We start from the raw sequence: 24,981 nt of genomic DNA, 5'->3' as shown, positions 1-24,981 counted from the left end.
ATATTCCCTCATTCTTCTTGAAGAAGCTTTAACCCGCGGCAGCCGATGCCGACGCAATTTGGAACAGCCGCCGATCCCGGCAGGTCCGGGCCAAGGCCGGCGATGACCCCGCGGCAAATGCATCCTTGTTGCGAATGAGTTGCAATAGCGTTGACAACCAAGAAATATTTGTTACTTGGTATTGCGACTTAGTCGCAAAAAAGGTTTGATCCGCTCATGAGATATTTCCATCCTGTTCTTCGACTGGCTCTGGCTGCCACCCTCTTCTCCCTCCCCGTGGCGGGGCAAGCGCAGGAAAAGCCGAAGGTGGTGACCACCTTCACCGTGATCGCCGATATGGCAAAGAACGTCGCAGGCGATGTAGCCGACGTGGAAAGCATCACCAAGCCCGGCGCGGAAATCCATAACTACCAGCCCACACCCCGCGACCTCCTGCGCGCCCGCGATGCCGATCTGGTGCTGCGCAACGGCCTGAACCTCGAACTCTGGTTCGAGAAGTTCCTCACCAATTTGGGCGATATCCCGAACGTGACGGTCTCCGACGGCATAGAACCCATGGCGATCGCCGGCGGCGCCTACCAGGGAAAGCCGAACCCGCACGCCTGGATGTCGCCGGAAAACGCGGTGATCTATGTCGAGAACATCCGTAAGGGGCTGACTGAAATCGACCCGGCCCATGCCGATGTCTATGCCGCCAACGCCAGGGCCTACACCGATAAGATCAAGGCGCAGGTCCAGCCGATCCGCGATGAACTCGCCGCTCTTCCGGAAGACCACCGCTGGCTGGCGACGAGCGAAGGCGCCTTTTCCTATCTCGCCCGCGATTTCGGTCTCAAGGAGCTTTATCTCTGGCCGGTCAACGCCGACAGCCAGGGCACGCCGCAGCAGGTGCGCGCCGTCATCGACGCCATGCGCGAGCATGATATCAAGGTGATCTTCAGCGAAAGCACTGTGTCCGACAAGCCGGCCAGGCAGGTCGCTTCCGAAACCGGCGCCCGGTATGGCGGCGTCCTCTATGTCGACTCGCTGAGCGAGACGGACGGTCCGGTACCGACCTATCTCGACCTCCTCCGCGTAACGACGGAAACCATCGCGAAAGGCCTCTCCCAGTGATGATGGGCAAGAAGAAACCCGAGGCCGCCGGCCTTGATGTAAGCAATGTCACGGTTGCCTATCGCAACGGCCTGACGGCGCTGAGACACGCGACCTTTACCGTGCCGAAAGGCACGGTCACTGCGCTGGTGGGCGTCAACGGCGCCGGCAAGTCGACGATCTTCAAGGCGATCATGGGGTTCGTGCCGCTGGCCGAAGGTTCCGTCGAGATCTTCGGCATGCCGGCCCGGGAGGCGCTCAGGAAGAACCTCGTCGCCTATGTGCCGCAGGCCGAAGAGGTCGACTGGGATTTCCCGGTCCTCGTCGAGGACGTGGTGATGATGGGCCGCTACGGGCACATGAACTTCCTGCGCATCCCTTCGCGCCGCGACCACGAGATGGTGACCCAGGCACTGAAGCGAGTAAACATGGAGGAATACCGCAAGCGCCAGATCGGCGAGCTTTCCGGCGGCCAGAGGAAGCGTGTCTTTTTGGCCCGCGCGCTCGCGCAGGAAGGCCAGGTCATCCTGCTCGACGAGCCCTTTACCGGCGTCGACGTAACCACCGAGGAGCAGATCATCACGCTCTTGAAGGCGCTGCGTGACGAAGGCCGGGTGATGCTGGTCTCGACCCACAATCTCGGCAGCGTGCCGGAATTCTGCGACCGAACCGTCTTCGTCAAGGGCACGGTGCTCGCCTATGGCAAGACGGAGGACACGTTCACCGAAGCCAATCTTGAAAAGGCCTTCGGCGGCGTGCTGCGCCATTTTGTCCTCGGCGGCTCCGATCTTCACGAAGATGCCGACGAAAGAAGGATCAAGGTCATCAGCGACGACGAACGGCCCTTCGTCACCTATGGCAACGGCAAGGGTGAATCGAAGGAGAAGGCGGATGCTGCAGACGCTTCTTGAACCCTTCACCTATAGCTACATGCTGAACGCCATCTGGGTCAGCGCCCTGGTGGGTGGTGTCTGCGGTTTCCTGTCCGCCTATCTGATGCTGAAAGGCTGGTCGCTGATCGGCGACGCGCTCTCCCATTCCATCGTTCCAGGCGTTGCCGGCGCCTATATGCTCGGCCTCCCCTTCTCGCTCGGCGCCTTCATCTCCGGCGGACTGGCGGCCGGCGCCATGCTCTTCCTCAACCAGCGGACACGATTGAAGGAAGACGCCATCATCGGGCTCATCTTCACATCCTTCTTTGGCCTCGGCTTGTTCATGGTGTCGCTCTCTCCGACCTCGGTGAACATACAGACGATCGTGCTCGGCAACATCCTCGCCATCACGCCGGAGGACACGCTGCAACTCGTCATCATCGGCGGCGTCAGCCTCGTCATCCTGGCGCTCAAGTGGAAGGACCTGATGGTCACTTTCTTCGACGAGAACCACGCCCGCACCATCGGCCTGAACCCGGACTTCCTCAAAATACTGTTCTTCACCCTGCTGGCCGCCTCGACCGTCGCGGCGTTGCAGACGGTCGGCGCCTTCCTCGTCATCGCCATGGTGGTAACGCCCGGCGCGACCGCCTATCTGCTGACCGACCGGTTCGAGAGACTGATCCTCATGGGCCTTGCGATCGGTGCCGCGACCAGTTTCGTCGGCGCCTATCTGAGCTATTTCCTGAACGGCGCCACGGGCGGCATCATCGTCGTGCTGCAGACCGCGTTGTTCCTGCTGGCCTTTCTGCTCGCGCCGAAGCACGGCATGCTCGCTGCCCGCCGCCGGCTGCGCCGCACCCTGGAGGAAACGCCGTGAGCGACTTCATCGACCTCGCAACCTTCCCCTTCCAGATCGATTTCATGCAGCGTGCCTTCATCGTCACGCTGATGATCGCGCTGCCGATGGCGATCCTCTCCTGCTTCCTGGTGCTGAAAGGCTGGTCGCTGATGGGTGACGCCGTCTCGCATGCCGTGCTGCCGGGCGTTGTGATCGCCTATATCCTGTCGATCCCGCTTTCGGTCGGCGCGTTCGTGGCTGGCATGATCTGTGCGCTCGCGACCGGTTTTCTGAAGGAGAACAGCCGCATCAAGGAGGATACCGTTCTTGGTATCGTCTTTTCCGGCATGTTCGGACTGGGGCTGGTGCTCTTCGTGAAAGTGCAGAGCGATGTGCATCTCGACCATATCCTGTTCGGCGACATGCTCGGCATCCTGCCATCGGATCTGGTCGAAACCGGCCTCATCGCGCTGGCGGCCATGCTCTTCCTGGTGATCTTCCGCAAGGATCTGCTGGTGCATTCCTTCGATGAGCAGCACGCCCGGGCAATCGGCCTGCCGACGCGACTCCTGCATTACGGCCTGCTTGCGGTGCTCTCGCTGACGGTGGTGGGCGCGCTGAAGGCGATCGGCATCATCCTCTCCGTGGCGCTCCTGGTTGCTCCTGGCGCAATCGCCTTTCTCCTCACCCGGCGGTTCACCCCGATGCTGCTGACGGCAGTTGCCATCGCGGCCGGCTGTTCCCTTGCCGGCATCTATATCAGCTTCTTTCTCGACAGCGCACCGGCCCCGACCATCGTGCTTCTGATGACGGCACTGTTCATCGGAGCATTCGTCAAAACGACGATCAAGGCGCGGGCGACAGTGTAAATCAGCCCTCTTGCGCAAATCACACTGTGGGTATATACCCGCATGCATGCCAAGCGAAACCTGCCACTGTATTGTGCTGCGCCAAGCCTCTCGAAAGGTCTCGTCCTATTATGACGAGGCACTGGCGCCGCTCGGCGTGAACATCGGCCAGTTCAGCCTGCTCCGCAACATCAGGCGGCTGGAGCCGGTCTCGCTTACCGAACTTGCCGGCAAGGTGGAGCTTGACCGCTCCACCGTCGGCCGCAACACGAAAGTGCTGGAGCGCATGGGTCTCGTCACGATAGGCCACGGGGAAGACCAGCGGGAAGCGATGCTGACGCTGACCGACAGGGGCCACGACCTGCTTCGGCAAGGCGCCCCCCTCTGGGACGGCGTTCAGGAGGATATCGAGGACCGGCTTGGACCGGAAAAGACGAAACAATTGCTGGAGCTGCTCAAGGAGCTCTGATTTTTATATTCTAAAGCGGGCATATACCCGAATTATCTGCTGCGGATGCGGCAAGGATCAGGAAAGGGACTAGACATGATCTCCACCAGCGCCGCACGATGGATGGCCGGCAGAGACCTCCACTACGGATGGATGGTCGCCGCGACCACCTTCCTGACCATGCTGGCAACCGCCGGCGCCATGGGGTCGGCGGGCGTGATGATCCAGCCGTTGCACCAGGAATTCGGCTGGGACATTGCCGACATCTCGTCGGCCATGGCCGTGCGCCTGGTGCTCTTCGGCCTGCTCGGCCCCTTCGCCGCCGCCTTCATGAACCATTTCGGCATCCGGCAGGTGGTGGCGACAGCCTTGGCGCTCATCATGGGCGGCATCGTCGTCTCGCTGTTCATGACAGAGGTCTGGCAACTTGTCCTTCTCTGGGGCGTGGTGATCGGCGTCGGCACCGGCATGACCGCGCTGGTCCTGGGAGCGACGGTCGCGACCCGCTGGTTCTCCAAGCGCCGCGGCCTCGTCATCGGGCTGATGACGGCAAGCAACGCCACCGGCCAGCTCGTTTTCCTGCCGCTTCTGGCCGCGATGACCGAAGCCTATGGCTGGCGCTCGGCGCTGACGCTGACCGTTGCAGTCATCGCCGCCGCGATGGTGCTGGTCCTGTTGTTGATGCGCGATCATCCCGCCGACGTCGGACTGCCGGCATATGGCGAGACGGCAGTATCGAAGCCGCCGAAGCAGGACCACAAGCTGCTCGCGACGCTTGCCTCCCCGCTCGTCACCCTCTACAGCGTCGCCGGCAACCCGGTCTTCTGGGTTCTGTTCGGCACGTTCTTCGTCTGCGGGCTTTCGACGAACGGGCTCATCCAGACCCACTGGATCTCGATCTGTGGCGATTTCGGCATGGCCGCCGTGACGGCCGCCAGCACACTCGCGGTGATCGGTATTTTCGATTTCTTCGGCACGATCTTCGCGGGCTGGCTCTCCGACCGGTTCGACAACCGCTATCTGCTCTTCTGGTTCTACGGCCTGCGCGGCCTGTCGCTGATCTACCTGTCCCTCTCGGGCTTCAGCTTCGTGGAACTGTCGGTCTTCGCGATCTTCTACGGGCTTGACTGGGTGGCGACCGTTCCGCCGACCGTGAAGCTCGCCGCCGAAAAGTTCGGCCGCGAGAAGGCCGGCCTCGTCTTCGGTTGGGTATTTGCCGGCCATCAGATCGGGGCTGCCACAGCCGCCTTCGGCGCCGGCTTTTTCAAGAGCGACTTCAACACCTATATGCCCGCCCTGCAGATCGCCGGCGTGATGTGCATGATCGCCGCGATCTCGGTTCTCCTGCTGAAGAAGCCGGGTTCCGCGACCATGGTGCCGCAGGCGGCATAAGGCATTGATTGATTGCCCTCACCTTGTGAAAAAGGCCCGGATCGCTCCGGGCCTTCTGCTTGTAAGCCTGTCGAAACGATCACGCAGCCGCGAGCGTCAGCTCCTTGCGGACCATCTGGCGCAGCGCCACGAGGTCCTTGGCGAAAAGGCGGATGCCATCGGAAAGCTTTTCCGTCGCCATCTGGTCCTCGTTCAGCATCCAGCGGAACGTCTTCTCGTCGAGCGACTGGAGCGGCTCGGCCTTGAACGTGTCGGGCGAAAGCTTGCGCGTCAGCGTGCCCGTATCCTTGTCAAGCTCCTCGAGCAGCGCCGGGCTGATCGTCAACCGGTCGCAACCGGCCAGCGCTTCGATCTCGCCGGCATTGCGGAAGGAGGCACCCATGACGATCGTGTTGATATTGTTCGCCTTGTAGTAATTGTAGATCTGCCGGACGGAGAGAACGCCCGGATCGGTTTCGGCCGTATAATCCTGGCCGGTCGACTTCTTGTACCAGTCGAGAATGCGGCCGACGAAGGGCGAGATCAGGAAGACCTTGGCCTCGGCGCAGGCGATCGCCTGGGCCATGGAGAAGAGAAGCGTCAGGTTGCAGTCGATACCTTCCGTCTGCAGCACTTCCGCTGCGCGGATGCCTTCCCAGGTGGAGGCGAGCTTGATCAGGATGCGGTCGCGGTCGATGCCGCGCTCCTTATAGGCGGCGATGATGGAGCGTGCCTTGGCGATCGATGCTTCCGTGTCGAAGGAAAGGTCGGCATCGACCTCGGTCGAGACGCGACCGGGCACGATCCCGGCAAGCGCGGCGCCCACGTCGATCGCGAGCCGGTCGGCCACGGCGGACACGACCGCTTCTTCCTGACCGCCCTGCTTGCGCCCCCAGGCGATCGCTTCTTTCACCTTGTCGGCGAAAACGGGCGTGCCGAGCGCCTTGAGCACGATGGTGGGGTTGGTGGTGCAATCCACGGGCTTCAGGCGGGCGACCGCCTCGATATCGCCGGTGTCGGCGACGACCGTGGTCATGGAACGAAGTTGCTCTAGTTTCGACGTCATCCGGGTAATCCTCGATATCAATCTTAACGCTTCAGGCGCAATTTTGCTCCCAGCGCACCCTCAGGGACTATCGTCCCTCGGCGGCCGGGAAGTCAAGACATTTGCCCTTCGGAATTGACATATGTTTCACATGAGCCAATATCGTCGGATATTGAACCATGCCCGCCGGAGGCCCATTGGCCAAGCTCAGACGCGAGACCCACACCGCCTATTCCGAAGCCGGCTCGCTGAGGCTGCGCGCGGCCTGGCTCTACTATAACCAGGGTCTGACACAGAAAGATGTCGCGGAACGGCTCGGCATCAGCCGATCGACGGTGATCCGCCTTCTCGACGAGGCGATGAAACGTTCCGAAGTGCAGATCTGGATCAGCGAGGGCATCGACACCTGCGTCGAGCTCGCAACCCGGCTGGAAAAGGCATACGGGCTGGACGAGGCGATCGTGGTCCCGGCGCCGCGCGACGAGAGCGCAACGGCGATGGCAAGCGCCGTCGGCCTGGCGCTCGGGCAGTTCCTTTCCGAAGTGATACAGAATGACATGACGATCGGCGTGGGCTGGGGCCGCACCATGACCGCCTCGCTGTCGAGCTTCCGCCCGCCCAGGCGCGAGAACTGCAAGGTCGTCTCGCTGCTTGGCGGCATCGTCGCCGTGCACCAGACCAACCCGATCGATTATACATGGCGGTTCGCGGGCCATCTTGGCGCCGAATGCTACATGTTCCTCGCGCCGCTGCTGGTCGACTCGGTCACCACCAAGCGGGCGCTGATCGACAAATGCGGGCTGAACACCATTTACGACCTTGCCGAAAACCTCGACCTCGCGGTGGTGAGCTGCGGCGATATCGGTCCGCACTCCACCTCGCTTTCGGAAGGTTTTATCTCCAAGGCGGAACTCGACCGGCTGATCGCAGCGGGCTGCGTCTGCGACACCATGTTCAACTTCCTCGACGCTGAAGGCAACTCGGTCGATCACAAGCTCAACGAACGGGTAATGTCGATCGACCTCGACACGCTGAAAAAGGCAAAGCACATCGTGCTTTCCTCCGGCGGCGCACACCGCGCCGTCGCCATCCGCGCCACGATCCGCCGCATCGGCTGCAATACGCTGATCACCGACGAGACGGGGGCGAGGGAACTGTTGAGACTGGCCGGAGAGGCTTAGGCATTCCCCGCTTCCCAGCCGAGGATCGCCCGCTTGCGGGTGAGCCCCCAATGGTAGCCGGTGAGCGCGCCGCTTTTTCCGACCGCCCGGTGGCAGGGTACGACGAAGGAGACGGGATTGGCCCCGATCGCGGCGCCGACCGCGCGGCTCGCGGTCGGCTGGCCGATATCGCAGGCGACATCCGAATAGGTGACCGCCTTGCCGAACGGGATTTTCAACAGGCTCTGCCAGACCCGCACCTGGAAATCCGTGCCGATCAGAACGACCTTGAGCGGCTGATCGCAGGACCATTGCGAGCGATCGAAGATACGGCTGACATAGGGCGCGGTCGCCTCCTGATCCTCGATATACGCCGCATTCGGCCAGCGACGGGCCATGTCCTCGAAGGCGGCCTTTTCCCCATCAAGATCGGCGAATGCAAGCCCAGACAGGCCGCGATCCGTCGCCATGACGAGCGCTACGCCGAAAGGCGACGGGTGGAAGCCGTAACGGATCGTCAGGCCGCCGCCGCGTGCCTTCCATTCGCCGGGCGACATGGCTTCGTGGGTGACGAAAAGATCGTGCAGACGGCCGGGGCCGGACAAGCCCAGCTCGTAGGAAGCTTCGAGCAGCGGCATCTCCTCCTTGCCGAGCAGGCGCTTGGCATGATCGAGCGTCACGGCCTGCAGGAAAGCTTTCGGCGAGAGGCCGGCCCAGCGGGTAAAGACTTTCTGGAGCTGGGTGGGCGACTGGCCGAGTTCTGCGGCGATGGTTTCAAGCGACGGCTGGTCGCGGTAGTCGAGCGTGATCAGCTCGATGACACGGCGGACGGTCTCGTAATCGGAATCCTCCGGCGTCACGTCGATGACGGGCTGAGTGATCTGAGCAAAAGCGTTCATGACATCTCTCCTTTCGCTCATAAATGTCCCTTCGGCTTCGCCGAAACCACCCGTTTCTTGCCGGATCATAACCTTTGTTTGACAGTTGCCAACGCGCCCCGAAAGGCTTTCGCAAAACTCTCGCGATCGTCCGGATTGAGAAACGAACCGATATCCGTGAAGCGTCCCTCGCCCGTCACATACATGGAGGTGATCCCGAACTCCTGGTGACGATTGACGCGGAAGCGCGCCCAGAACGGATTGAAGCAATGCTCCACCATGCGGCCGGCCGGCGAGAACTTCCTGATCGACAGATGGGTACGCGAGACCATCACTTCCTCCCGCGCCCGGCCGGAGCGATAACTCATCTTCAGCGCGAAATAGAGCAGGAGAAAATCGAACCCGAAGAAGAAACCGATCGGCCATGCACCGGTGATCAGAAAGAAGGCGCCGTAAAGGAAACAGATACTGCCGGACAGCATGAGCACGACATGCAAACCGCGCCGGCCGAGCGAGCGATGCGGCGTGAGTTCGGCGGCAAAAACGGGTTGATCGTTGCAAACGTCCACGTTGCTTTCCTTCGGACAGGCTGGCTATACAGGGATATGGCGACTCCGAAACCCAAATCCAGCACCAGCACCTTGCAAAAGTCAAATCACGCGTCGGCACGCAAGCCGAAGCGCTTCAGATCCGCCTATTCGAAAGCGGAGCTGGAGGAAATCTTCCGCCGCTTCTCCGTGCAGCGGCCGGAACCGAAGGGCGAACTGGAGCATGTGAATCCGTTCACGCTGGTGGTTGCCGTGGCGCTCTCGGCGCAGGCGACCGATGCGGGCGTCAACAAGGCGACAAGGGCCCTCTTCAAGGTGGCCGATACGCCGGAGAAGATGCTGGCACTCGGCGAGGAAGGCGTCACTCAATATATCAGGACGATCGGGCTCTACCGCAACAAGGCAAAGAACGTCATTGCGCTGTCGCGCATGCTGATCAATGAGTTCGGTTCCGAAGTGCCGAAGACCCGCGAGGAGCTGATGCGGCTGCCCGGCGTCGGCCGCAAGACGGCAAATGTCGTCATGTCCATGGCCTTCGGCATCCCGACGATCGCCGTCGACACGCATATCTTCCGGCTCGCCAACCGGCTGCTGCTGGCCCCCGGCAAGACACCGGACGAGGTGGAACAGCACCTGCTCAAGGTCATTCCGGACCACTATCTCTTCCGCGCGCATCACTGGCTGATCCTGCACGGGCGTTACACCTGCAAGGCGCGAAAGCCCGAATGCGAGCGCTGCATCATCGCCGACCTCTGTCGTTCGCCCGAAAAGACCTGCGACGTGCCGGCACCGCTCGCCGAACTACCGCCGCAGGTGATCGGTGTTGCCGAGGCCGTCGAGTAGAGCCGCGATCGCCGCTTCATAATCCTCGCGATTGCCGCCGCAATCGATGGCGATTGCTGCGCGCTCGAAAGCAGCCGAGATCAGCACCGTCAGCGGATCGAGCAGGGAGAGCAGGTCCGAGCCGGCCAGCAGGTGGGAAAGGCCCGTCCTGAGGCCCGCTTCCGCGGGGTCCTCGCCTTCCCCGGAATCGATCGCAATCTGGGCCGGCGCCTCCGTCAGCAGGAGCCGCGTTCGGCCCGGCGCCGCCATGGCATCGAAATAAGCGGAGGCACCCTGCAGCAGAGCGTCCCGCGCCGATAAAGCCTCCGCGGAGCGTGCCTCGATATCTGCCGCGACATGATCGGCTTCACGTTCGATCACGGCCCAGAACAGAGCCTTCTTGTCAGGAAAATGATGATAGAGCGCACCCCGCGTAACCTTGGCCGCCGCGGCGATCTCGGGCGTTGCGGTCTCCGCATATCCCTTCTCGATAAAGAGCGCCCTACCCGCATCCAGAAGAGCGGTTCGGGTCGCGTCCGTGCGTTCGCGATTGCTGCGCGCCATATTTTTTCTCCCCATGTTTACATACAGACAGAATGTATCTATAAAACATACAGACAGAATGTATCTGAAGTGCGCGGAAAGGGAAAGCTATGAAATCGACCAGCTATTATCCCGTCATCATGACCGACGACGTCGGCGGAACGGCGGCCTTCTACGTCGAACACCTCGGCTTTGAGGCTCTGTTTTCGGCAGACTGGTATGTGCATCTGCAATCGGGGGAGAGCGAACACGTAACACTCGCCATCCTCGACGGCAGTCATGACACGATCCCGGAAAGCGGCCGCGGCAAGGTCTCCGGTCTCATCCTGAATTTCGAAGTGGAGGATGTCGACGCGGTCTACGCCCGCCTCAAGGCGGCCGGCCTGCCGATCCGGCAGGACCTCCGCGACGAGGATTTCGGCCAGCGGCACTTCATCACCGCCGATCCGAATGGCGTGCTGATCGATGTGATCACGCCGATTCCGCCAAGCCCGGAATTTGCCGCCCTCTACGACACATCCGCTCTGCCCACCTAACCCCTGAACGCCGGATCGCGCTTCGAAATCATCTTGTGGAGATGCACCATCAGGCCGGCCGCGAAGAGCGGCGTCAGAAGGTTGACGATCGGGACCGCCAGGAAGCAGGCGATCAGGAGCCCCGCCATGAACACGGTCGAGGCATGTTTCGCGCGGAAGGCGCGGGCCTCCAGCGGCGACCGGAAGCGCATCGCCGCGAACTCGAAGAATTCCCGGCCAAGCAGGTAACCGTTCACCATGAAGAAGGCGACCAGGTTGATGCCGGGAATGAACAGCAAGAAAAGCGCGATGATGTTGCCGACGATGACGACGCCCAGGAACTTGATGGAGCTTGCGACCGCCTCCCCGAGCGGCATCGCCTTTCCGGGCGGATCGTTGGGGTAGTCGCGTTTTTCGACCACCTCGGCGACATCGTCGAGAAAGAGACCGGCGATCAGCGCCGTGATCGGCGCGATCAGAAGCGCCAGCGCCAGCGCCAAACCGATACCGGCGGCAATCGCCGCAATCAGGGTGAGCCAGCCGGTCCAGTCGGGCATGTTGGGGAAGAAGGCCGCGAACCACGGCCAGGCGTAGAGAATGAAAATCTCGCGCAAGGCGAACCAGATGCCGACGAGCACTAGGATGGTGAGCCCCAGCGTCTTCCAGAAGACCGCGCGCGTCTCCGGCGCGAAAAGGTTGATCAGCGAAAGGCGTGCGGCGTCGAGGATCATCGGCGTCTCCAGTTAAGCGGGAAACATGTAGGTTCAGGAAGGTGCCGGAGCAAGCGTCAGTCGGATGGGGCACCACCAAGAAAATTTTGTGGGGCATGTCACACCGGCAAATCCTGTCTCGTCATGGTGTCGTAACCAACAGAAGGAAACCGACCATGACTGCCAAGATTGATGTCTTCTCCGCCGCTCCTGCGCTGATGAAAAAGTGGATGGGAGTATCGGTCGATGTTGCCGCGAGCCTCGAGCCGAGCCTCATCGAACTCGTGAAGATCCGCGCGTCGCAGATCAACGGCTGCGCCAACTGCATCAATATGCACACGGCGGAAGCCCGCGCACAGGGCGAAACCGAACAGCGCATCTATCTCCTGTCTGCCTGGCGTGAAGCGCCTTGCTATTCCGATCGTGAACGTGCTGCGCTAGGCTGGACCGAAGCCTTGACCCGGCTTTCGGAAGGACATGCACAGGAAAGCGCCTATGAAGCCCTGTGGGGCCATTTCACGGCGGAGGAACAGGTGAAGCTCACTTTGATGATCAACGTCATCAACGGATGGAATCGCCTCGCGGTCGGCTTCGGCCTTTGGGTCGAACCCGCAGTCGCGAAGGCCGCCCAGGCGGACGTGGCCGCGTGATGGCGGATCTTGGCCAAGAGGATGCAGCGGCGAGCTTCGATCCGCTGCGTCCGAAACTCATGCGTGTCGCCTACCGCATGCTCGGATCAGTGGCCGATGCGGAGGACATGCTGCAGGAGGCCTTCATCCGATGGATGAAGGCCGACCGGAGCGAAGTGCGCGAGCCGGAAGCGTTCCTGCGCCGCACGGTGACGCGCCTCTGCCTCGACCAGTTGAAGTCAGCGCGACGCCAGCGCGAGACTTATGTCGGCCCCTGGCTTCCCGACCCCGTGGTGGAGGAGGATGAAGAGGAGGACGTCACATTGCCGCTGATGCTGGCCCTGGAGCGCCTGTCGCCGCTCGAACGGGCGGCCTTCCTGCTGCATGACGTGTTCGGTCTCGGCTTCGAGGAGGTCGCGGCGACCATCGAGCGTGACGCAGCCGCCTGCCGCCAGCTCGCCACCCGTGCCCGCACCCACGTTCGCGAGGCGAGAGCCCGCTTCCAGATCGACAAGAAGCGGGGTGTCGAGCTTGCCGAGGCTTTCTATGCGGCATCGCGCAGTGGCGACATGAAGGCGCTTGGCGCGATGCTGGCGGCCGATGTCAGCGTTCATTCGGATGGCGGCGGCAAACGCCCGGCAGCCGTGAAGCCCAGCTTCGGCTTCGATGCCGTGATGCAGTTGCACGAAAATCTGGCGGCTCTCTTCCAGAAGCACGGTTCGAAACTGGTGCGCGCTGGATTCGTCAACGGCCTGCCCGGTTTCGTCACGCTGGAGGCGGATGGCGAACTCCAGACGACCGCGCTCGACATCGAGGACGGCAAGATCACGGCCATCTATGTGGTGCGCAACCCGGACAAGCTGAGACATCTGCATTAGCAGCCCTCTCTGCTTTGAACGTGATTTGGGCATTCAGACCGTGTATGATCGCCGCCACATGGACGGGAGGAGACCATGCGCCTTCGCATATTGACTGTCCTGATGACGCTGCTTGCTGGCACCTGCGCATTTGCGCAGGCCGAGCAGACAAAGCGGATGTCGATCGAGGTATTTCCCTTCGAACTGGAAGATAAGAGCGCCGGAGCGGGAATAATCCCACCGGATGAACACGACAGGCGCTATCTGTCCGAATCCGCTCGGGTTGCGAAGGACATGCTCTCCCAATCGGGGCGCTTCACGATCATAGAGGCGCAGGCCGGGAATGAGCAGCCGGCGGCGCCGCACGGTTTGCGCAACTGTGGCGGCTGTGAAGGCAAGATTGCCAAGGAGCACGGCGCGTCCCTTGCTCTGCTGGGCGTCGTCACCCGCGTCAACCGGACCGAGCATACGATGTTCATCCGCATCCTTGACGCTGAAACCGGCAAGCCCGTTTCGGTGGGTTTCACCGATCTGCGCATGGGCGCGAACTACGCCTGGCCCCGCTCCGTGAAATGGCTGATGACGAACCGGATCCTGCCGTAGAGCGGCTAAAGCTGAGCCTCGATGGCCGCCTTGTCGATGACCGACCAGACTTCCGCGATCTTTTCCGCCTGAAACCGGTAGAAGACGTTTTCGCCAAACGCCACCCTCTTCCCATGGACGTCGAGGCCGAGAAACGTCCCCTTGGGCGTGCAGTCGAACGCAAGCCTGCTCGCCACATGCGGCGGATCGCACACGAGCAGCTCGATGTCGAAATGCAGGTCCGGAATTTGCTCGAAGTCCCGTGTCAGCATATCCCGATAACCGGAAATGCCGAGCTGCCGGCCATTGTGGATAACCTCATCATCGACGAAGCGATCGAGGCTGTCCCAGTCCTGGCTATTCAGGCAGGCAATGTATGCGCGGTAGATGCCGGAAAGCTCGGTCTCATTCATCACCAATCCCCCGCAACTCTTCCCGGTGCCGGATCATCGCGAGGAACCGCCGATAGTCCCGGCCATACTGCTCCGTCCGGGCGGGGTTCGGCAGCCGCTCGGTGCCGCCACCGTCCATCGCCTGGCCGGCATCGAACAGGCTGCCGTGCACGCCGCCCGCGACCGCAGCCGCCATCGCCGTGCCGAGCAGGACGGCGTCGCGGGTTTCGGGGATCACGACCTTGCAGCCGGTGACGTCCGCATAGAGTTCGACGAGCAGCGGGTTGTTCACATGCCCGCCGGTGACATGCAGGATCTCGAAGCGGTAGCCGTAATCCGAGATCGCGTCCAGGATGTGCCGGATCCCGAGCGCGACTGCCACACAGCTCCGCCAGTAGAGCCTGCAGAGCCCGTCAAAGGACGTGTCGAGCGTCAGCCCGCTGATCACGCCGGTCGCGTGCGGATCGGCAAGCGGCGAGCGGTTGCCGTGAAAGTCCGGCAGTATATGCAGGTTGGGAGCGATGTCGCCCTCGTTCTCGGCGCGCAGCTCGCCGATACGGGCGATGATCCGGCCATGCAGTTCCGCCGTCGGCTCGCCGCCGGCCGCGTGCATGCGGACGATATGGTCGAGCAGCGCGCCGGCCGCCGACTGACCGCCCTCGACAAGCCAGTGACCGGGCAGGATCGCCTCGTAATAGGGGCCCCACAGGCTGCGGCCGGGCTTGGCATCCTTCGCGAAGGCGACGATGCAGCTCGACGTACCACCGATCAGGGCGACGCTGGTTTCCAGCTTGCTGGCTCCGGAAACGCCACCAAGAACCCCGAAAGCGCCGGCATAGGCATCGATCATGCCCGGCGCCACCTGGACGCCGCTATCGAGGCCGAGTTCTTCGGCGGCCTGCGGGCTGAGCCTCCCCATGCTCGTCCCCACCCCTATCGTATCTTCCGGCAGACTGCCCTTTTCCAGAAGATCATCAAGACCGGCAAGCGCCAGATAATCTGCACTCCAGCCCGGATTCTCATGGGCGAGATAGTTCCACTTGGCCGTCAGCGTGCAGCGCGAGCGGGCCGGTGAGCCGGTCGCCTTCCAGGTCAGGAAATCCGCAAGGTCGAAGAAATACCCTGCCCTCGCCCAGCTTCGCGGCAGGTTCTTCTTCAGCCACATCAGCTTAGGCATTTCCATCTCGGGCGACAGCGAGCCGCCGGAGAATTCCAGCACCTTGTGTCCGGTAGCGGAAAGCTGGTCGGCCTCCCTGATGGCCCGGTGGTCGAGCCAGACGATCGTGTCCTGGCTGTCCTTGCCGCTAGTGGAGACGCTAAGCTGCGCGCCCCCGCGGTCGCGGGCGACGAGCGAGCAGGTGGCGTCGAAACCGATCGCGGCGACTTGCGAAGCCTGAATGCCGGCCTCGGCCATCGCCTCCCGCACCGAGCGGCAGGTGGCGGCCCAGATGTCCTCGGAATCGTGTTCGGCGTGGTTCTCCTTCGGGCGGAACATCAGGATCGGGTGCTTCGCCTTGGCGAGCAGATGCCCGTTGCGGTCAAACACCCCGGCGCGTGCGCTGCCGGTGCCGATGTCGACCGCAACCAAGTGATCACGCATCCGGATTTGTTTCCTGTCCCTCAAGTTCGCCTCAGTCGGCCCCGACGCGCAGCGCGGTTACCAGAAAGCCGATCCTCCGCGATCCTCTATATGTTTTTGGACAAGGTGGATCAAATCCGGCATGGCGTCAAACACGACTTCCGGCGAAAGCGCGTCGATCCGCTCCCGGTAGCCGGGAGTGCCGGCATGCGAACCGCCGACAAAGGCGAAGACCGCCATGCCGGCGCGATGCCCCGCTTCAATGCCGGCGGGGCTGTCTTCGATGACGATGCAGTTTTGCGGATCGGCGCCCATCTGGCTCGCCGCATGCAGGAAAAGGTCGGGTGCAGGCTTGCCGCGCGCCACCATGGCGGCGGAGAAGATGTTCGGCTCCAGTCTGCCGATCAGTCCGGTGATCGAAAGCGACAGGCGGATACGTTCCGGCTGGCTGGAGGAAGCTACGCAACGGCGGAAGCTCAGGGCATCCAGCGTTTCGGCAATGCCACGCATCGGCTTGAGCTCGGCACGGAAGCGCGCATAGAGCTCATGGCGCATGTCCTCAAGGAACACCTCGTCGGCATCGATGCCGAATTCCTCGCGTATGGTCCGTGTGACGGTACCGAGGCTGCGGCCAAGGAAATGGCGATAGGCCTCCGCCTCATCCATTTCGAGGCCCTTGCTGCGAAGCCCGTCGAGCAGCACGCGGATCGAGACGGTTTCGCTATCGACCAGCACCCCGTCGCAATCGAAGATCACCAATGGCTCTGCCGTCTGCAGCACGTGTCCTGCCTGCCCGTTATTTGACGAGTTCACCCGAAAGATAAAGTTCGAGCGTCTTCGCCGTCCCCTCTTTCCAGAGCGTCGCGAGCGCATGAGCGAAGCGCTTCCGAAACAGCTCGGAATTCGAAACTTCCCCAAAGATCTCGTCGAAGGCAAGGAAGGCCTCCGGGTTATCCCCGGCTTTCAACGCCGCCGCATGCAGTTTGTCGGCACTCGCATCGTTGAAGGCGATCTGCTTGCCGCTGTCCGATGTGCCGGCGAAATAACGGCACCAGAGAGCGGAGACGAGCGAGAGGCCGACGATGTCGAGGCCCTTGGCAAGGCGGTCGCGCGTGGAAGGCAGGATGAATTTCGGCTGGCGATTGGAACCATCCTGGGCAAGCCGCGGAATGGTGTCGCCGATCTTCGGATTGAGAAAGCGGCGCTCGATCAGCGCGAAATAGTCATTGAGACTGGTATCCGGCACCGGCGGGATGATCGGGATGATCTCGTCCGTTTCGAGCTTCGCGAGGAAGGCGCGGATCAGCGGATGCTCCATCGCCTCATGGACGAAATGGATGTCGAGCAGAGCGGCCGGATAGGCGATCGCCGCATGGCCGCCGTTCAGGATGCGGATCTTCATCAGCTCGTAGGGAGCCACATCCGGCACGAACTGGACACCCACCTCTTCCAGCCGCGGACGCCCGGCAGGAAACTTGTCCTCCATCACCCATTGCTTGAACTCTTCGCAGAAGACCGGCCAGTTGTCGTCGATATTGAAGTCGTTCCTGAGGATGTCGATCTCGCGCTGTCCGGTGGCCGGCGTGATCCGGTCGACCATCGAATTCGGAAACGCGACGTTCTGGTGGATCCAGCGGGCGAAGTCCGGGTCGGAAAGCCTGGCGAGGCCGATAACGGCGTTTTCCGTGACCTCGCCGTTTCCGGGAATGTTGTCACAGGACATGATGGTGAAGGGAGGTACTCCCCTCGCCTTGCGCTCCTTGAGTCCGGCGAGGATAAGGCCGAACACGGTCTCCGGGTTTTGCGGGTTGCTGGCATCCGCGGCGATCGCCGGATGGGCCGGGTTGAACTGGCCCGAGGCATCGATGAAATAGCCACCTTCGGTGATTGTCATCGAAACGATGCGGATCGCCGGATCGGCGAGTTTTTCGATCAGCGCCTCTTTTTGGTCGGGCGCAATGATATCCACCATCGGCGCAGTGATGCGGGCGGCGGTCCTGTTGTTGTCCTGTTCGACGACGGTGGTCAGGAAATCCTGGGCTTTCAGCTTCTCGCGCATGGCTGCATCGGACGGCATGACGCCGGCGCCGATGATCGCAAAGTCGTGGTCCTTGCCGGTATTGAACAAATCATCGAGATAGACAGCCTGATGCGCCCGGTGGAAATTGCCGACGCCGAAATGCACGATGCCGCCTGTCAGGTTCTTCGGATCATAGGCCGGCACGGCGGCAGTTGCCGCAGCGTCTTTCAAGCTCGCCAGCGAAAGCTTCACAGTCATTGTCTTATACTCCGGTGCGGCCCAAGAAATCTTAGGCCAGATAAATCAGACCAACACTCCGACCTCGATCGCAAGGCTCCGGTTTAACGGCACGTTGCACTCCCTTGCCGTCATCCTCGGGCTTGTCCCGAGGATCTATCCGCGTCGAGACTATCGGATCGTTTGCAGATGCTCGGGACAAGCCCGAGCATGACGACCGAACATTTGCAGCCTCGTCACAATCTCAGGCCTTGATCGCCAACCCCTTGTCGTCGAAACGATGCAGCTTGGTCTCGTCGGGTGTGAGATGAATCCGGTCGCCATATTGAGCGCCGAATTCGCCGTCGCATCGTGCAGTGATCTGGCCGATGCCATCGACATCGAGATGCAGGAAAGTGTCGGCGCCGAGATGTTCCGCAACCTTCACCGTACCGGTCCAGACACCGCTGTCTTTCGACAGGCCAAGATGTTCCGGCCGGATGCCGGCGGTCCTGGCGCCCTTCGACTGCGCATAGGTGCCTTCGATGAAGTTCATCCGCGGCGAGCCGATGAAGCCTGCGACGAAGAGATTGCGAGGGCTGCGGTAGAGGTCGAGCGGCGAGCCGACCTGCTCGATATTGCCGCGGTTCAAAACGACGATCTTGTCGGCCATGGTCATGGCCTCCACCTGGTCGTGAGTGACGTAGACCATCGTCGTCTTCAGTTGATGGTGCAGATCGCTGATCTCGAGACGCATCGTGCCACGCAACGCCGCATCGAGGTTCGACAACGGCTCGTCGAACAGGAAGGCGGACGGTTCACGCACGATGGCGCGGCCGATCGCGACGCGCTGGCGCTGGCCGCCCGAAAGTTGCGAGGGGCGGCGCTCAAGGTAGTCGGTGAGGTTCAGTACCCGCGCCGCATCCGCAACCTTCTTGTCGATGATGGCCTTGTCGGCCTTCGCCATCTTGAGCGGGAATGCGATGTTGTTCCTGACACTCATATGCGGATAGAGCGCATAGGATTGAAACACCATTGCCAGACCGCGTTCGGCCGGCGCTGCCGCCGTCACGTCCTTTCCGTCGATCAGGATATTGCCGCCGGAAACATCTTCCAGACCCGCAATGAGGCGCAAGAGCGTGGATTTGCCACAACCCGAAGGACCGACGAAGACGACGAATTCGCCATCGGTGATGTCGAGGTCGATCGAAGGGATGACCTTCGCCTCGCCAAAAACCTTCGACACGTTTTTGAGGGTTATGCTGCCCATGTCTTTTTTCCCCTACTTAACCGCGCCGAAGGTGAGGCCGCGAACGAGTTGTTTCTGAGAGAACCAGCCGAGGATGAGGATCGGCGCGATCGCCATGGTGGAGGCTGCCGAAAGCTTCGCCCAGAAGAGACCTTGAGGGCTGGAGAACGAGGCGATGAAGGCCGTCAGCGGCGCCGCATTGGTGGTCGTCAGCCGGATCGTCCAGAAGGACTCGTTCCAGGCCAGGATGATGTTGAGGAGCAGCGTCGAGGCGATGCCGGGCACCGCCATCGGCGTCAGCACGTAGACGATTTCCTGCCAGAGACCGGCGCCGTCCATCCGCGCCGCTTCCAGAATCTCGCCGGGGATCTCGCGGAAATAGGTGTAGAGCATCCACACCACGATCGGCAGGTTGATCAGCATCAGCATGACGGTGAGCCCGATGCGGCTGTCGAGCAGGCCGAAATCGCGGAACATCAGGTAGATCGGCACCAGGACGGCGACCGCTGGCATCATCTTCGTGGAGAGCATCCACATCAGGATGTCCTTGGTGCGCCTGGTCGGCGAGAACGCCATCGCCCAGGCGGCGGGGATCGCGATGATCAGCGCCAGGACGGTCGACCCGACCGAAATGATCACCGAGTTCATGAACGGCTTGAGGTAGTCGCGCTGCGTCTGAACCGTGATGTAGTTCTCGAATGTGCCGGATGGGATGAGGCTGAAACCCGCAATCGCTTCCGGCTCCGTCTTTATGCTGGTGATCAGCGTGTAGAGGATCGGGAAGAAGATGAGGAGCGCAACAAGCCAGGCAAAGACCGTGGCGGTGATCTTGTGTCTTGTGGTGACTGCACGTGCCATGGTCTTGCTCCTACCGGTCCAGATTTCTGCCGACCGCGCGCATCAGGAAGATCGCGACGATATTGGCGAGTATGACCGCGATGATGCCGCCCGCCGAGGCTCCACCGACGTCGTAGCCGAGCAGCGCCGTGCGGTAGATCAGGAAGGCGAGGTTGGTGGAGGCGTAACCGGGGCCGCCATTGGTGGTCACGAGGATTTCCGCATAGACGCCAAGTAGGAAGATCGTCTGGATCAGGATGACGACCGTGATGGCGCGGGCAAGGTGCGGCAGCGTCAGGTAGATGAAACGGTTGACGAAATTGGCGCCGTCCATTTCCGCCGCCTCCTTCTGCTCGCTGTCGAGCGATTGCAGCGCGGTGAGCAGGATCAGCGTCGCGAACGGCAGCCACTGCCAGGCGACGATGACGACGATCGAGAAAAGCGGATATTGTGCGAACCAGTCGATCGGGCGAAGGCCGAAGAACTTAGCAATATCGGCCAGCACGCCATAGCCCGGATGCATGATCATGTTCTTCCAGATCAGCGCCGCAACCGGCGGCATGACGAAGAAGGGCGAAATGACCAGGATACGCACGATCCCCTGCCCGAAGATCGGCTGGTCGAGAAGGAGCGCGATCGCGATGCCGCCGACGACGGTGATCAGGAGCACGCCGCCAACGATCACAAGCGTGTTCCAGATCGACTGGAAGAAGGCCGGATCGGTGTAGAAGAACTGGTAATTGAAGAGACCGGCGAAGCTCACATTGGCGGGGTTGAGCAGATTGTAGTTCTGGAACGAGAACCACAACGTCATTGCCAGGGGAACGATCATCCAGATCAGAAGAAGCAGAAGGGAGGGCGCCATCATCAGGCGCGCCAACGTCTTGGTGTTCTGCGTAGCCATGTCGACGCCCTCCCTGATAGTCCCTGCGCCTTTTCTTTGCGGGATGAGAAGGACGCAGGATTCCAAGTTTCTTGTTATTTCGGCGATTTACCTGAGATTTCGGCCGCCCGGGGAGACAGGGGTACCGGGCGGCCGATGCTCGGGAGGATTACTTGATGTAACCGGCGCGCATCATCTCACGCTTGGTGGCGGTCTGCGCCTGGGCGAGCGCATCGTCGACCGAGGACTGGCCGGCGACGACAGCCGAGAAGAGCTGTCCGACATTCGTGCCGATCGCCTGGAATTCCGGGATCGCCACGAACTGGCCGCCCGTATAGGGCACCGGCTTGACGGTCGGCTTGGTGATGTCTGCCGCATTCATGGCCGCCAGCGTCGGTTCGGCAAAAGGCGCCGCCTTCTTGTATTCCTCGTTCTCATAAAGCGAGGTGCGTGTGCCCGGAGGAACGTTCGCCCAGCCTTCCTTGGAGGCTACAAGCTGGGTATATTCCTTGCTGGTCGCCCAGGAGATGAACTTCTGGGCCGCTTCCGCCTTGGTCGATGACGTCGGTACGGCAAGGTTCCACGACCACAGCCAGTTGCCGTGGTTGTCGACGCCTTCCTTGGTCGGGAAGATCGCATAGCCGACCTTGTCCGCAACCGTCGAGTTCTTCGGGTCGGACACGAACGATGCGGCGACGGTGGCATCCATCCACATGCCGCATTTGCCTTGCTGGAAGAGCGTCAGGTTTTCGTTGAAGCCGTTCGAGGAGGCGCCGGACGGGCCGGCATCCTTCATCAGGTCGACATAGAACTGCAGCGCATCCTTCCATTCCGGCTGATCGAACTGCGGGTTCCACTTTTCATCGAACCAGCGGCCGCCGTAGGAATTGGCAAGCGCCGTGACGAATGCCATGTTCTCGCCCCAGCCGGCCTTGCCGCGCAGGCAGATGCCGTTGATGTCGGCGGAACGGTCGGTGATCTTGCGGGCCGCCTCGCCGATGAATTCCCAGGTCGGGCTTTCCGGCATCGTAAGGCCGGCCTTCTCGAACAGGTCCTTGCGATACATGATCATCGCCGACTCGCCGTAGAACGGCGCGGCATAGAGCTTGCCATCCACCGTCAGGCCGCCGCGGATCGCCGGCAGAAGGTCGTCGATGTCATAAGCGTCGCCGAGCCCGCTCAGCTCCAGCAGCCAGCCCTGCTTGGCCCAGATCGGCACTTCGTAATTGCCGATCGTCATGATGTCGTATTGGCCGCCCTTGGTGGCGATATCCGTGGTGACGCGCTCGCGGAGCACGTTTTCTTCCAGCGTGACCCAGTTGACCTGGATATCCGGGTTGGCCTTGGTGAACTCCGAGGTCAGGCCCTGCATGCGGACCATGTCGCCGTTGTTGACCGTCGCGATCGTGAGAGTTTCGGCCGAAGCCCCGGTGGAAAAAATCCCGGCAAACGCCAGCGCCGAGCAGGCGCCCAGCAAAACCGTCTTCAATGTCATATCTTCCTCCCGAGAAGATTGGATGCGAGCATTCGCTTTGCTCGTGAGCAATTACTCACAGAATGTCACAAAAAGTCAATCGACTTTCGTCGCTGCACTGCAACGGACATAGGGCATGCCATTGATTTGACAAGGAATAATTTTTGCTCAGTCAGCGAGCAAATGCTCCGCAGTCACCTCGTCGGTGATGATACCGTTGATGATATGCCCCTTGAGCGCGGCGGAAATCGCGGCGAGCTTCTTCTTGCCCTGAGCGATTCCGATCACCGCGGATGTCTCCCGCGAGGGGATGGGAACGCTGGCGACCCGGTCGTTGATCGCGTCGCCGAGCAGCCGCCCCTCTTGATCGTAGACCCAGCCGCAGATTTCGCCGGCCGCACCGCCCTCGACCAGTTTCAGCATCTCCTCCTTGCCGAGGAAGCCGTCGACGCAGAGCGGACCATCGACGCCGAGCTCACCGATGCCGACGAAGGTCACGTCCGCCTGTGCGCCGAGCTTGAGCGTCGAGCGCACCAGCGCCTGGTCGTGCAGGGTCTCCCGCTCTTCGGCGGATGAACAGAGAACCGGCAGCGGCATCGGGAAATGCCGCGCCTTGATGGCGTCGGCCATCGAGAAGATGACGTTGTAGAAGGCAGCCGATCCGTCCGGGCCGATATTGCCGGTAAGCGACACGATGCGGTGCTGCGGGCATTCCATCGGCGGCAACTGGTCGACGGCGGCCTTCAGCGTGCGGCCCGTGCCGATGGCGACGACGATCGGGTCCGGCCGCTTCAGCCAGCGTTCGATTTCGGCGGCAGCCGCTTCGGCGATCCCGACCGTAGTCGAAACACCGGCCGGATCGCTCGGCACCACTTCGACATGCTTGAGGTCGTATTTCTTCCTCAAGGCCTCAGCGAGTTCCAGACAGGCGGAAATCGGATGGTCGAGCCGCACCTTGATAAGCCGTTCGGCCACGGCGAGCGACACCAACCGCTGCGCCGACTGCCTCGATATGCTCATGGCCGCGGCAATCTCGTCCTGGGTGCGCCCAGCGACGTAATAGAGCCAACCGGCCCGCGCTGCATCGTCGAGCCGCCCTTGCGTATCAGACCGTTTTGCCATGACAGAAATTCTCCTCCCGGCGTTGCTGCCACGATTTCGGAGAAGTTGTCAAACGGCTGGAACAACAATAATAGGAACCGGGTATCCCTAGAAACGCATCGAAAATTCACTTATTTCCTGCGCGTGACAATTCAAACAGACGTCTCAATCCTGAAAGCTGTCAGGCGCGATCGGCCCCGCGCCATCTTTTCCGGATCATAAGATTGGAAACAAACTTAAAGAATGTTGTTAATAAGAATAATGGACTCAATGCGAACATTCTTAGTTCGAAGCCGGCAGGAGCGAACGAAGCGCGATGCACAAACATTCACTCGATCAATTGGTATCCAAGCGAGCAGCTAAACACCTTCGGTCGTTTAGGGCGGATGTTGAGAAACGGTTCGGAACGCGCGTTAAAAGCATCAAGCTATTTGGCTCAAGAGCCAGAGGGGATGCCAAGAGCAATTCTGACTACGATGTAGTTGTTTTCATTGAGAATGATGAAAGCCGCCGAGCAACCGATCATATCCTTTCCGATTTAGCTTATCCCCACGTACTTGCCGGCGTTGATATTCAGGCATTCTCTGTGCCACCAGACTTTTTGGACCGGCCACGATCACTTCCCCTCGCAATTAGCGTCCAAGAAGAGGGTATTGAGCTGCGCTAATGGCTAAAAACCTCAGTCATCCACCGAAAAAGAAAAAGACAAACAAACCTCGCAAGGAGCCTGTGACACCCATTGGTGAGGAGGTGCGTAAACACAAGGCCCGTCTCGAATTCTCCAAAAGCATCATTCACTTGAAGGAAGCTCAACGTCTTGCGGCGTGGGAGCAGGCCCCGAATGCGTGCGTTCACTCAGCCTACTATGCCATGTACCACTGCGCCACAGCGGTCATTCTGGCATCTGGAGGTGTTGGAAAGAAGCTCGATGCGCCCGAAAGTCATACCCATGTCATCGAGCATTTTGGCAAGATTATTCGAAACCAACAAAAAGACCTCGAACACTTGGGTATGACTCTCAACCGGGCGCGAACCGACCGCATGATTTCTGACTATGGCCTAGTCGAAGGCGTCGACAATGAACTAGCGGCCTCTACCACGGAAGACGCGACCACATTTGTTCAAACGTGCAGGGAAGTCTGGGCGCTGGAGCCATCTAGTAGCCTATTAGGGGAACTGGAGGGCCCCTAACATCCGAAAACTCCCCCCTATCCCACCTGGACGACATGCCCGTGTGAGACCTCTCGGTATTCGCGCTTGGGCGGCACATAGTTGACGGGGCGGATCGGGCTCTTGATCTCGTCGGTCGACATGTTGCGCTTGATCCGGCGGCGCGACGGATCGGGCACCGGCACGGCCGACATCAGCTTCTTCGTATAGGGATGCTGCGGGTTCTCGAACACCGCTGCCCGCGGGCCGATCTCGACGATCTCGCCGAGATACATCACCGCCACCCGGTGGCTCACCCG

Annotated in this window: 29 protein-coding genes; 14 read left to right on the top strand and 15 right to left on the bottom strand. The window is 61.3% G+C overall.

Going from position 1 to position 24,981, the window contains the following annotated elements; translation table 11 throughout:
• Positions 1-216 precede the first annotated feature (216 nt).
• From JL39_RS21700 to JL39_RS21675, 6 genes are all read left to right on the top strand, one after another.
• Positions 217-1,113, top strand: coding sequence for a metal ABC transporter substrate-binding protein (locus JL39_RS21700; RefSeq protein WP_052183040.1), 897 nt, complete (start codon positions 217-219; stop codon positions 1,111-1,113).
• Positions 1,114-1,115: 2 nt separating this feature from the next.
• Positions 1,116-2,003: a manganese/iron ABC transporter ATP-binding protein gene (locus JL39_RS21695; protein WP_052183050.1), complete on the top strand. Its 888-nt coding sequence runs from the start codon at positions 1,116-1,118 to the stop codon at positions 2,001-2,003.
• On the top strand, positions 1,984-2,844 hold the full coding sequence (locus JL39_RS21690) for a metal ABC transporter permease (RefSeq protein ID WP_037155754.1): 861 nt from the start codon (positions 1,984-1,986) through the stop codon (positions 2,842-2,844). Before JL39_RS21695 ends, JL39_RS21690 begins: the two co-directional genes overlap by 20 nt.
• Positions 2,841-3,674 carry a metal ABC transporter permease gene (locus JL39_RS21685; protein WP_037155752.1) on the top strand — a complete coding sequence of 278 codons (834 nt, stop codon included), beginning with the start codon at positions 2,841-2,843 and terminating at the stop codon, positions 3,672-3,674. The genes JL39_RS21690 and JL39_RS21685 overlap by 4 nt, the downstream gene beginning before the upstream one ends.
• A 46-nt stretch (positions 3,675-3,720) precedes the next feature.
• Positions 3,721-4,122 carry a MarR family transcriptional regulator gene (locus JL39_RS21680; RefSeq protein ID WP_037155749.1) on the top strand — a complete coding sequence of 134 codons (402 nt, stop codon included), beginning with the start codon at positions 3,721-3,723 and terminating at the stop codon, positions 4,120-4,122.
• 75 nt (positions 4,123-4,197) lie between these two features.
• Positions 4,198-5,493: an MFS transporter gene (locus tag JL39_RS21675; protein WP_037155746.1), complete on the top strand. Its 1,296-nt coding sequence runs from the start codon at positions 4,198-4,200 to the stop codon at positions 5,491-5,493.
• A 79-nt stretch (positions 5,494-5,572) separates the two neighbouring features.
• Here JL39_RS21675 and tal read toward each other — a convergent pair whose 3' ends face one another.
• The gene (gene tal / locus JL39_RS21670) at positions 5,573-6,538 is read right to left on the bottom strand and encodes a transaldolase (RefSeq protein WP_037155744.1); all 966 of its coding nucleotides are present in this window, start codon (positions 6,536-6,538) and stop codon (positions 5,573-5,575) included.
• 176 nt (positions 6,539-6,714) lie between these two features.
• On the opposite strand from tal, the gene JL39_RS21665 reads away from it, so the two are divergent.
• Positions 6,715-7,698 carry a sugar-binding transcriptional regulator gene (locus JL39_RS21665; RefSeq protein WP_037155740.1) on the top strand — a complete coding sequence of 328 codons (984 nt, stop codon included), beginning with the start codon at positions 6,715-6,717 and terminating at the stop codon, positions 7,696-7,698.
• On the opposite strand, the gene JL39_RS21660 is transcribed toward JL39_RS21665, so the two are convergent.
• Complete coding sequence (locus JL39_RS21660) at positions 7,695-8,576, bottom strand: bifunctional helix-turn-helix domain-containing protein/methylated-DNA--[protein]-cysteine S-methyltransferase (RefSeq protein WP_037155738.1); 882 nt, start codon at positions 8,574-8,576, stop codon at positions 7,695-7,697. The genes JL39_RS21665 and JL39_RS21660 overlap by 4 nt on opposite strands.
• 65 nt (positions 8,577-8,641) lie before the next feature.
• Positions 8,642-9,124 (bottom strand): DUF2244 domain-containing protein, encoded by a 483-nt coding sequence (locus tag JL39_RS21655; protein ID WP_037155736.1) that lies wholly within the window; start codon positions 9,122-9,124, stop codon positions 8,642-8,644.
• Positions 9,125-9,160: 36 nt separating this feature from the next.
• Here JL39_RS21655 and nth point away from each other — a divergent pair, with 36 nt between their 5' ends.
• The gene (nth, locus tag JL39_RS21650) at positions 9,161-9,946 is read left to right on the top strand and encodes an endonuclease III (protein ID WP_037155733.1); all 786 of its coding nucleotides are present in this window, start codon (positions 9,161-9,163) and stop codon (positions 9,944-9,946) included.
• On the opposite strand, the gene JL39_RS21645 is transcribed toward nth, so the two are convergent.
• Positions 9,905-10,489: a TetR/AcrR family transcriptional regulator gene (locus JL39_RS21645; protein WP_037155731.1), complete on the bottom strand. Its 585-nt coding sequence runs from the start codon at positions 10,487-10,489 to the stop codon at positions 9,905-9,907. The genes nth and JL39_RS21645 overlap by 42 nt on opposite strands.
• Positions 10,490-10,578: 89 nt before the next feature.
• Between JL39_RS21645 and JL39_RS21640 the strand changes: the two genes are divergently transcribed.
• Positions 10,579-11,004 (top strand): VOC family protein, encoded by a 426-nt coding sequence (locus JL39_RS21640; protein WP_037155729.1) that lies wholly within the window; start codon positions 10,579-10,581, stop codon positions 11,002-11,004.
• Here JL39_RS21640 and JL39_RS21635 read toward each other — a convergent pair.
• The gene (locus JL39_RS21635) at positions 11,001-11,714 is read right to left on the bottom strand and encodes a sulfate transporter family protein (RefSeq protein WP_037155726.1); all 714 of its coding nucleotides are present in this window, start codon (positions 11,712-11,714) and stop codon (positions 11,001-11,003) included. The genes JL39_RS21640 and JL39_RS21635 overlap by 4 nt on opposite strands.
• A 155-nt stretch (positions 11,715-11,869) precedes the next feature.
• Between JL39_RS21635 and JL39_RS21630 the strand changes: the two genes are divergently transcribed.
• The 3 genes from JL39_RS21630 to JL39_RS21620 all read left to right on the top strand — a co-directional run bounded on the left by JL39_RS21630 (position 11,870) and on the right by JL39_RS21620 (position 13,782).
• The gene (locus tag JL39_RS21630) at positions 11,870-12,343 is read left to right on the top strand and encodes a carboxymuconolactone decarboxylase family protein (RefSeq protein ID WP_037155724.1); all 474 of its coding nucleotides are present in this window, start codon (positions 11,870-11,872) and stop codon (positions 12,341-12,343) included.
• On the top strand, positions 12,343-13,200 hold the full coding sequence (locus tag JL39_RS21625; protein WP_037155722.1) for a sigma-70 family RNA polymerase sigma factor: 858 nt from the start codon (positions 12,343-12,345) through the stop codon (positions 13,198-13,200). Before JL39_RS21630 ends, JL39_RS21625 begins: the two co-directional genes overlap by 1 nt.
• 75 nt (positions 13,201-13,275) lie before the next feature.
• Positions 13,276-13,782: a DUF2380 domain-containing protein gene (locus JL39_RS21620; protein ID WP_052183039.1), complete on the top strand. Its 507-nt coding sequence runs from the start codon at positions 13,276-13,278 to the stop codon at positions 13,780-13,782.
• 5 nt (positions 13,783-13,787) lie between these two features.
• Here JL39_RS21620 and JL39_RS21615 read toward each other — a convergent pair whose 3' ends face one another.
• The 9 genes from JL39_RS21615 to JL39_RS21575 all read right to left on the bottom strand — a co-directional run bounded on the left by JL39_RS21615 (position 13,788) and on the right by JL39_RS21575 (position 23,533).
• Positions 13,788-14,174, bottom strand: a complete 387-nt coding sequence (locus JL39_RS21615; protein ID WP_037155720.1) for an ester cyclase — start codon at positions 14,172-14,174, stop codon at positions 13,788-13,790.
• Positions 14,167-15,753: an FGGY-family carbohydrate kinase gene (locus tag JL39_RS21610; RefSeq protein ID WP_037155717.1), complete on the bottom strand. Its 1,587-nt coding sequence runs from the start codon at positions 15,751-15,753 to the stop codon at positions 14,167-14,169. Before JL39_RS21610 ends, JL39_RS21615 begins: the two co-directional genes overlap by 8 nt.
• Before the next feature lie 57 nt (positions 15,754-15,810).
• The gene (locus JL39_RS21605) at positions 15,811-16,509 is read right to left on the bottom strand and encodes an HAD family hydrolase (protein WP_037156113.1); all 699 of its coding nucleotides are present in this window, start codon (positions 16,507-16,509) and stop codon (positions 15,811-15,813) included.
• A gap of 19 nt (positions 16,510-16,528) precedes the next feature.
• Positions 16,529-18,010, bottom strand: a complete 1,482-nt coding sequence (locus tag JL39_RS21600) for a mannitol dehydrogenase family protein (RefSeq protein ID WP_037155716.1) — start codon at positions 18,008-18,010, stop codon at positions 16,529-16,531.
• A 223-nt stretch (positions 18,011-18,233) separates the two neighbouring features.
• A complete protein-coding gene (locus JL39_RS21595; protein WP_037155714.1) occupies positions 18,234-19,238 on the bottom strand; it encodes an ABC transporter ATP-binding protein in 1,005 nt (334 codons plus the stop codon).
• Positions 19,239-19,250: 12 nt separating this feature from the next.
• Complete coding sequence (locus tag JL39_RS21590) at positions 19,251-20,075, bottom strand: carbohydrate ABC transporter permease (protein WP_037155711.1); 825 nt, start codon at positions 20,073-20,075, stop codon at positions 19,251-19,253.
• 10 nt (positions 20,076-20,085) lie between these two features.
• Complete coding sequence (locus tag JL39_RS21585) at positions 20,086-20,958, bottom strand: sugar ABC transporter permease (RefSeq protein WP_037155709.1); 873 nt, start codon at positions 20,956-20,958, stop codon at positions 20,086-20,088.
• Positions 20,959-21,106: 148 nt separating this feature from the next.
• Complete coding sequence (locus JL39_RS21580) at positions 21,107-22,432, bottom strand: sugar ABC transporter substrate-binding protein (protein WP_037155707.1); 1,326 nt, start codon at positions 22,430-22,432, stop codon at positions 21,107-21,109.
• 147 nt (positions 22,433-22,579) lie between these two features.
• On the bottom strand, positions 22,580-23,533 hold the full coding sequence (locus JL39_RS21575) for a sugar-binding transcriptional regulator (RefSeq protein WP_037155705.1): 954 nt from the start codon (positions 23,531-23,533) through the stop codon (positions 22,580-22,582).
• Positions 23,534-23,828: 295 nt separating this feature from the next.
• On the opposite strand from JL39_RS21575, the gene JL39_RS31200 reads away from it, so the two are divergent.
• Positions 23,829-24,179, top strand: a complete 351-nt coding sequence (locus JL39_RS31200; protein ID WP_081952937.1) for a nucleotidyltransferase domain-containing protein — start codon at positions 23,829-23,831, stop codon at positions 24,177-24,179.
• The gene (locus tag JL39_RS21570; protein ID WP_037155703.1) at positions 24,179-24,703 is read left to right on the top strand and encodes a HEPN domain-containing protein; all 525 of its coding nucleotides are present in this window, start codon (positions 24,179-24,181) and stop codon (positions 24,701-24,703) included. Before JL39_RS31200 ends, JL39_RS21570 begins: the two co-directional genes overlap by 1 nt.
• Before the next feature lie 17 nt (positions 24,704-24,720).
• Here JL39_RS21570 and JL39_RS21565 read toward each other — a convergent pair.
• The coding region (locus JL39_RS21565; protein WP_037155701.1) for an oligopeptide/dipeptide ABC transporter ATP-binding protein at positions 24,721-24,981 on the bottom strand (261 nt) is incomplete at its 5' end.

The organism is Rhizobium sp. YS-1r (assembly GCF_000757525.1).
Taxonomy (GTDB): domain Bacteria; phylum Pseudomonadota; class Alphaproteobacteria; order Rhizobiales; family Rhizobiaceae; genus Neorhizobium; species Neorhizobium petrolearium.
Note: the sequence above shows the minus strand (reverse complement) of the source record. Positions and strands in the feature narration are given on the sequence as shown.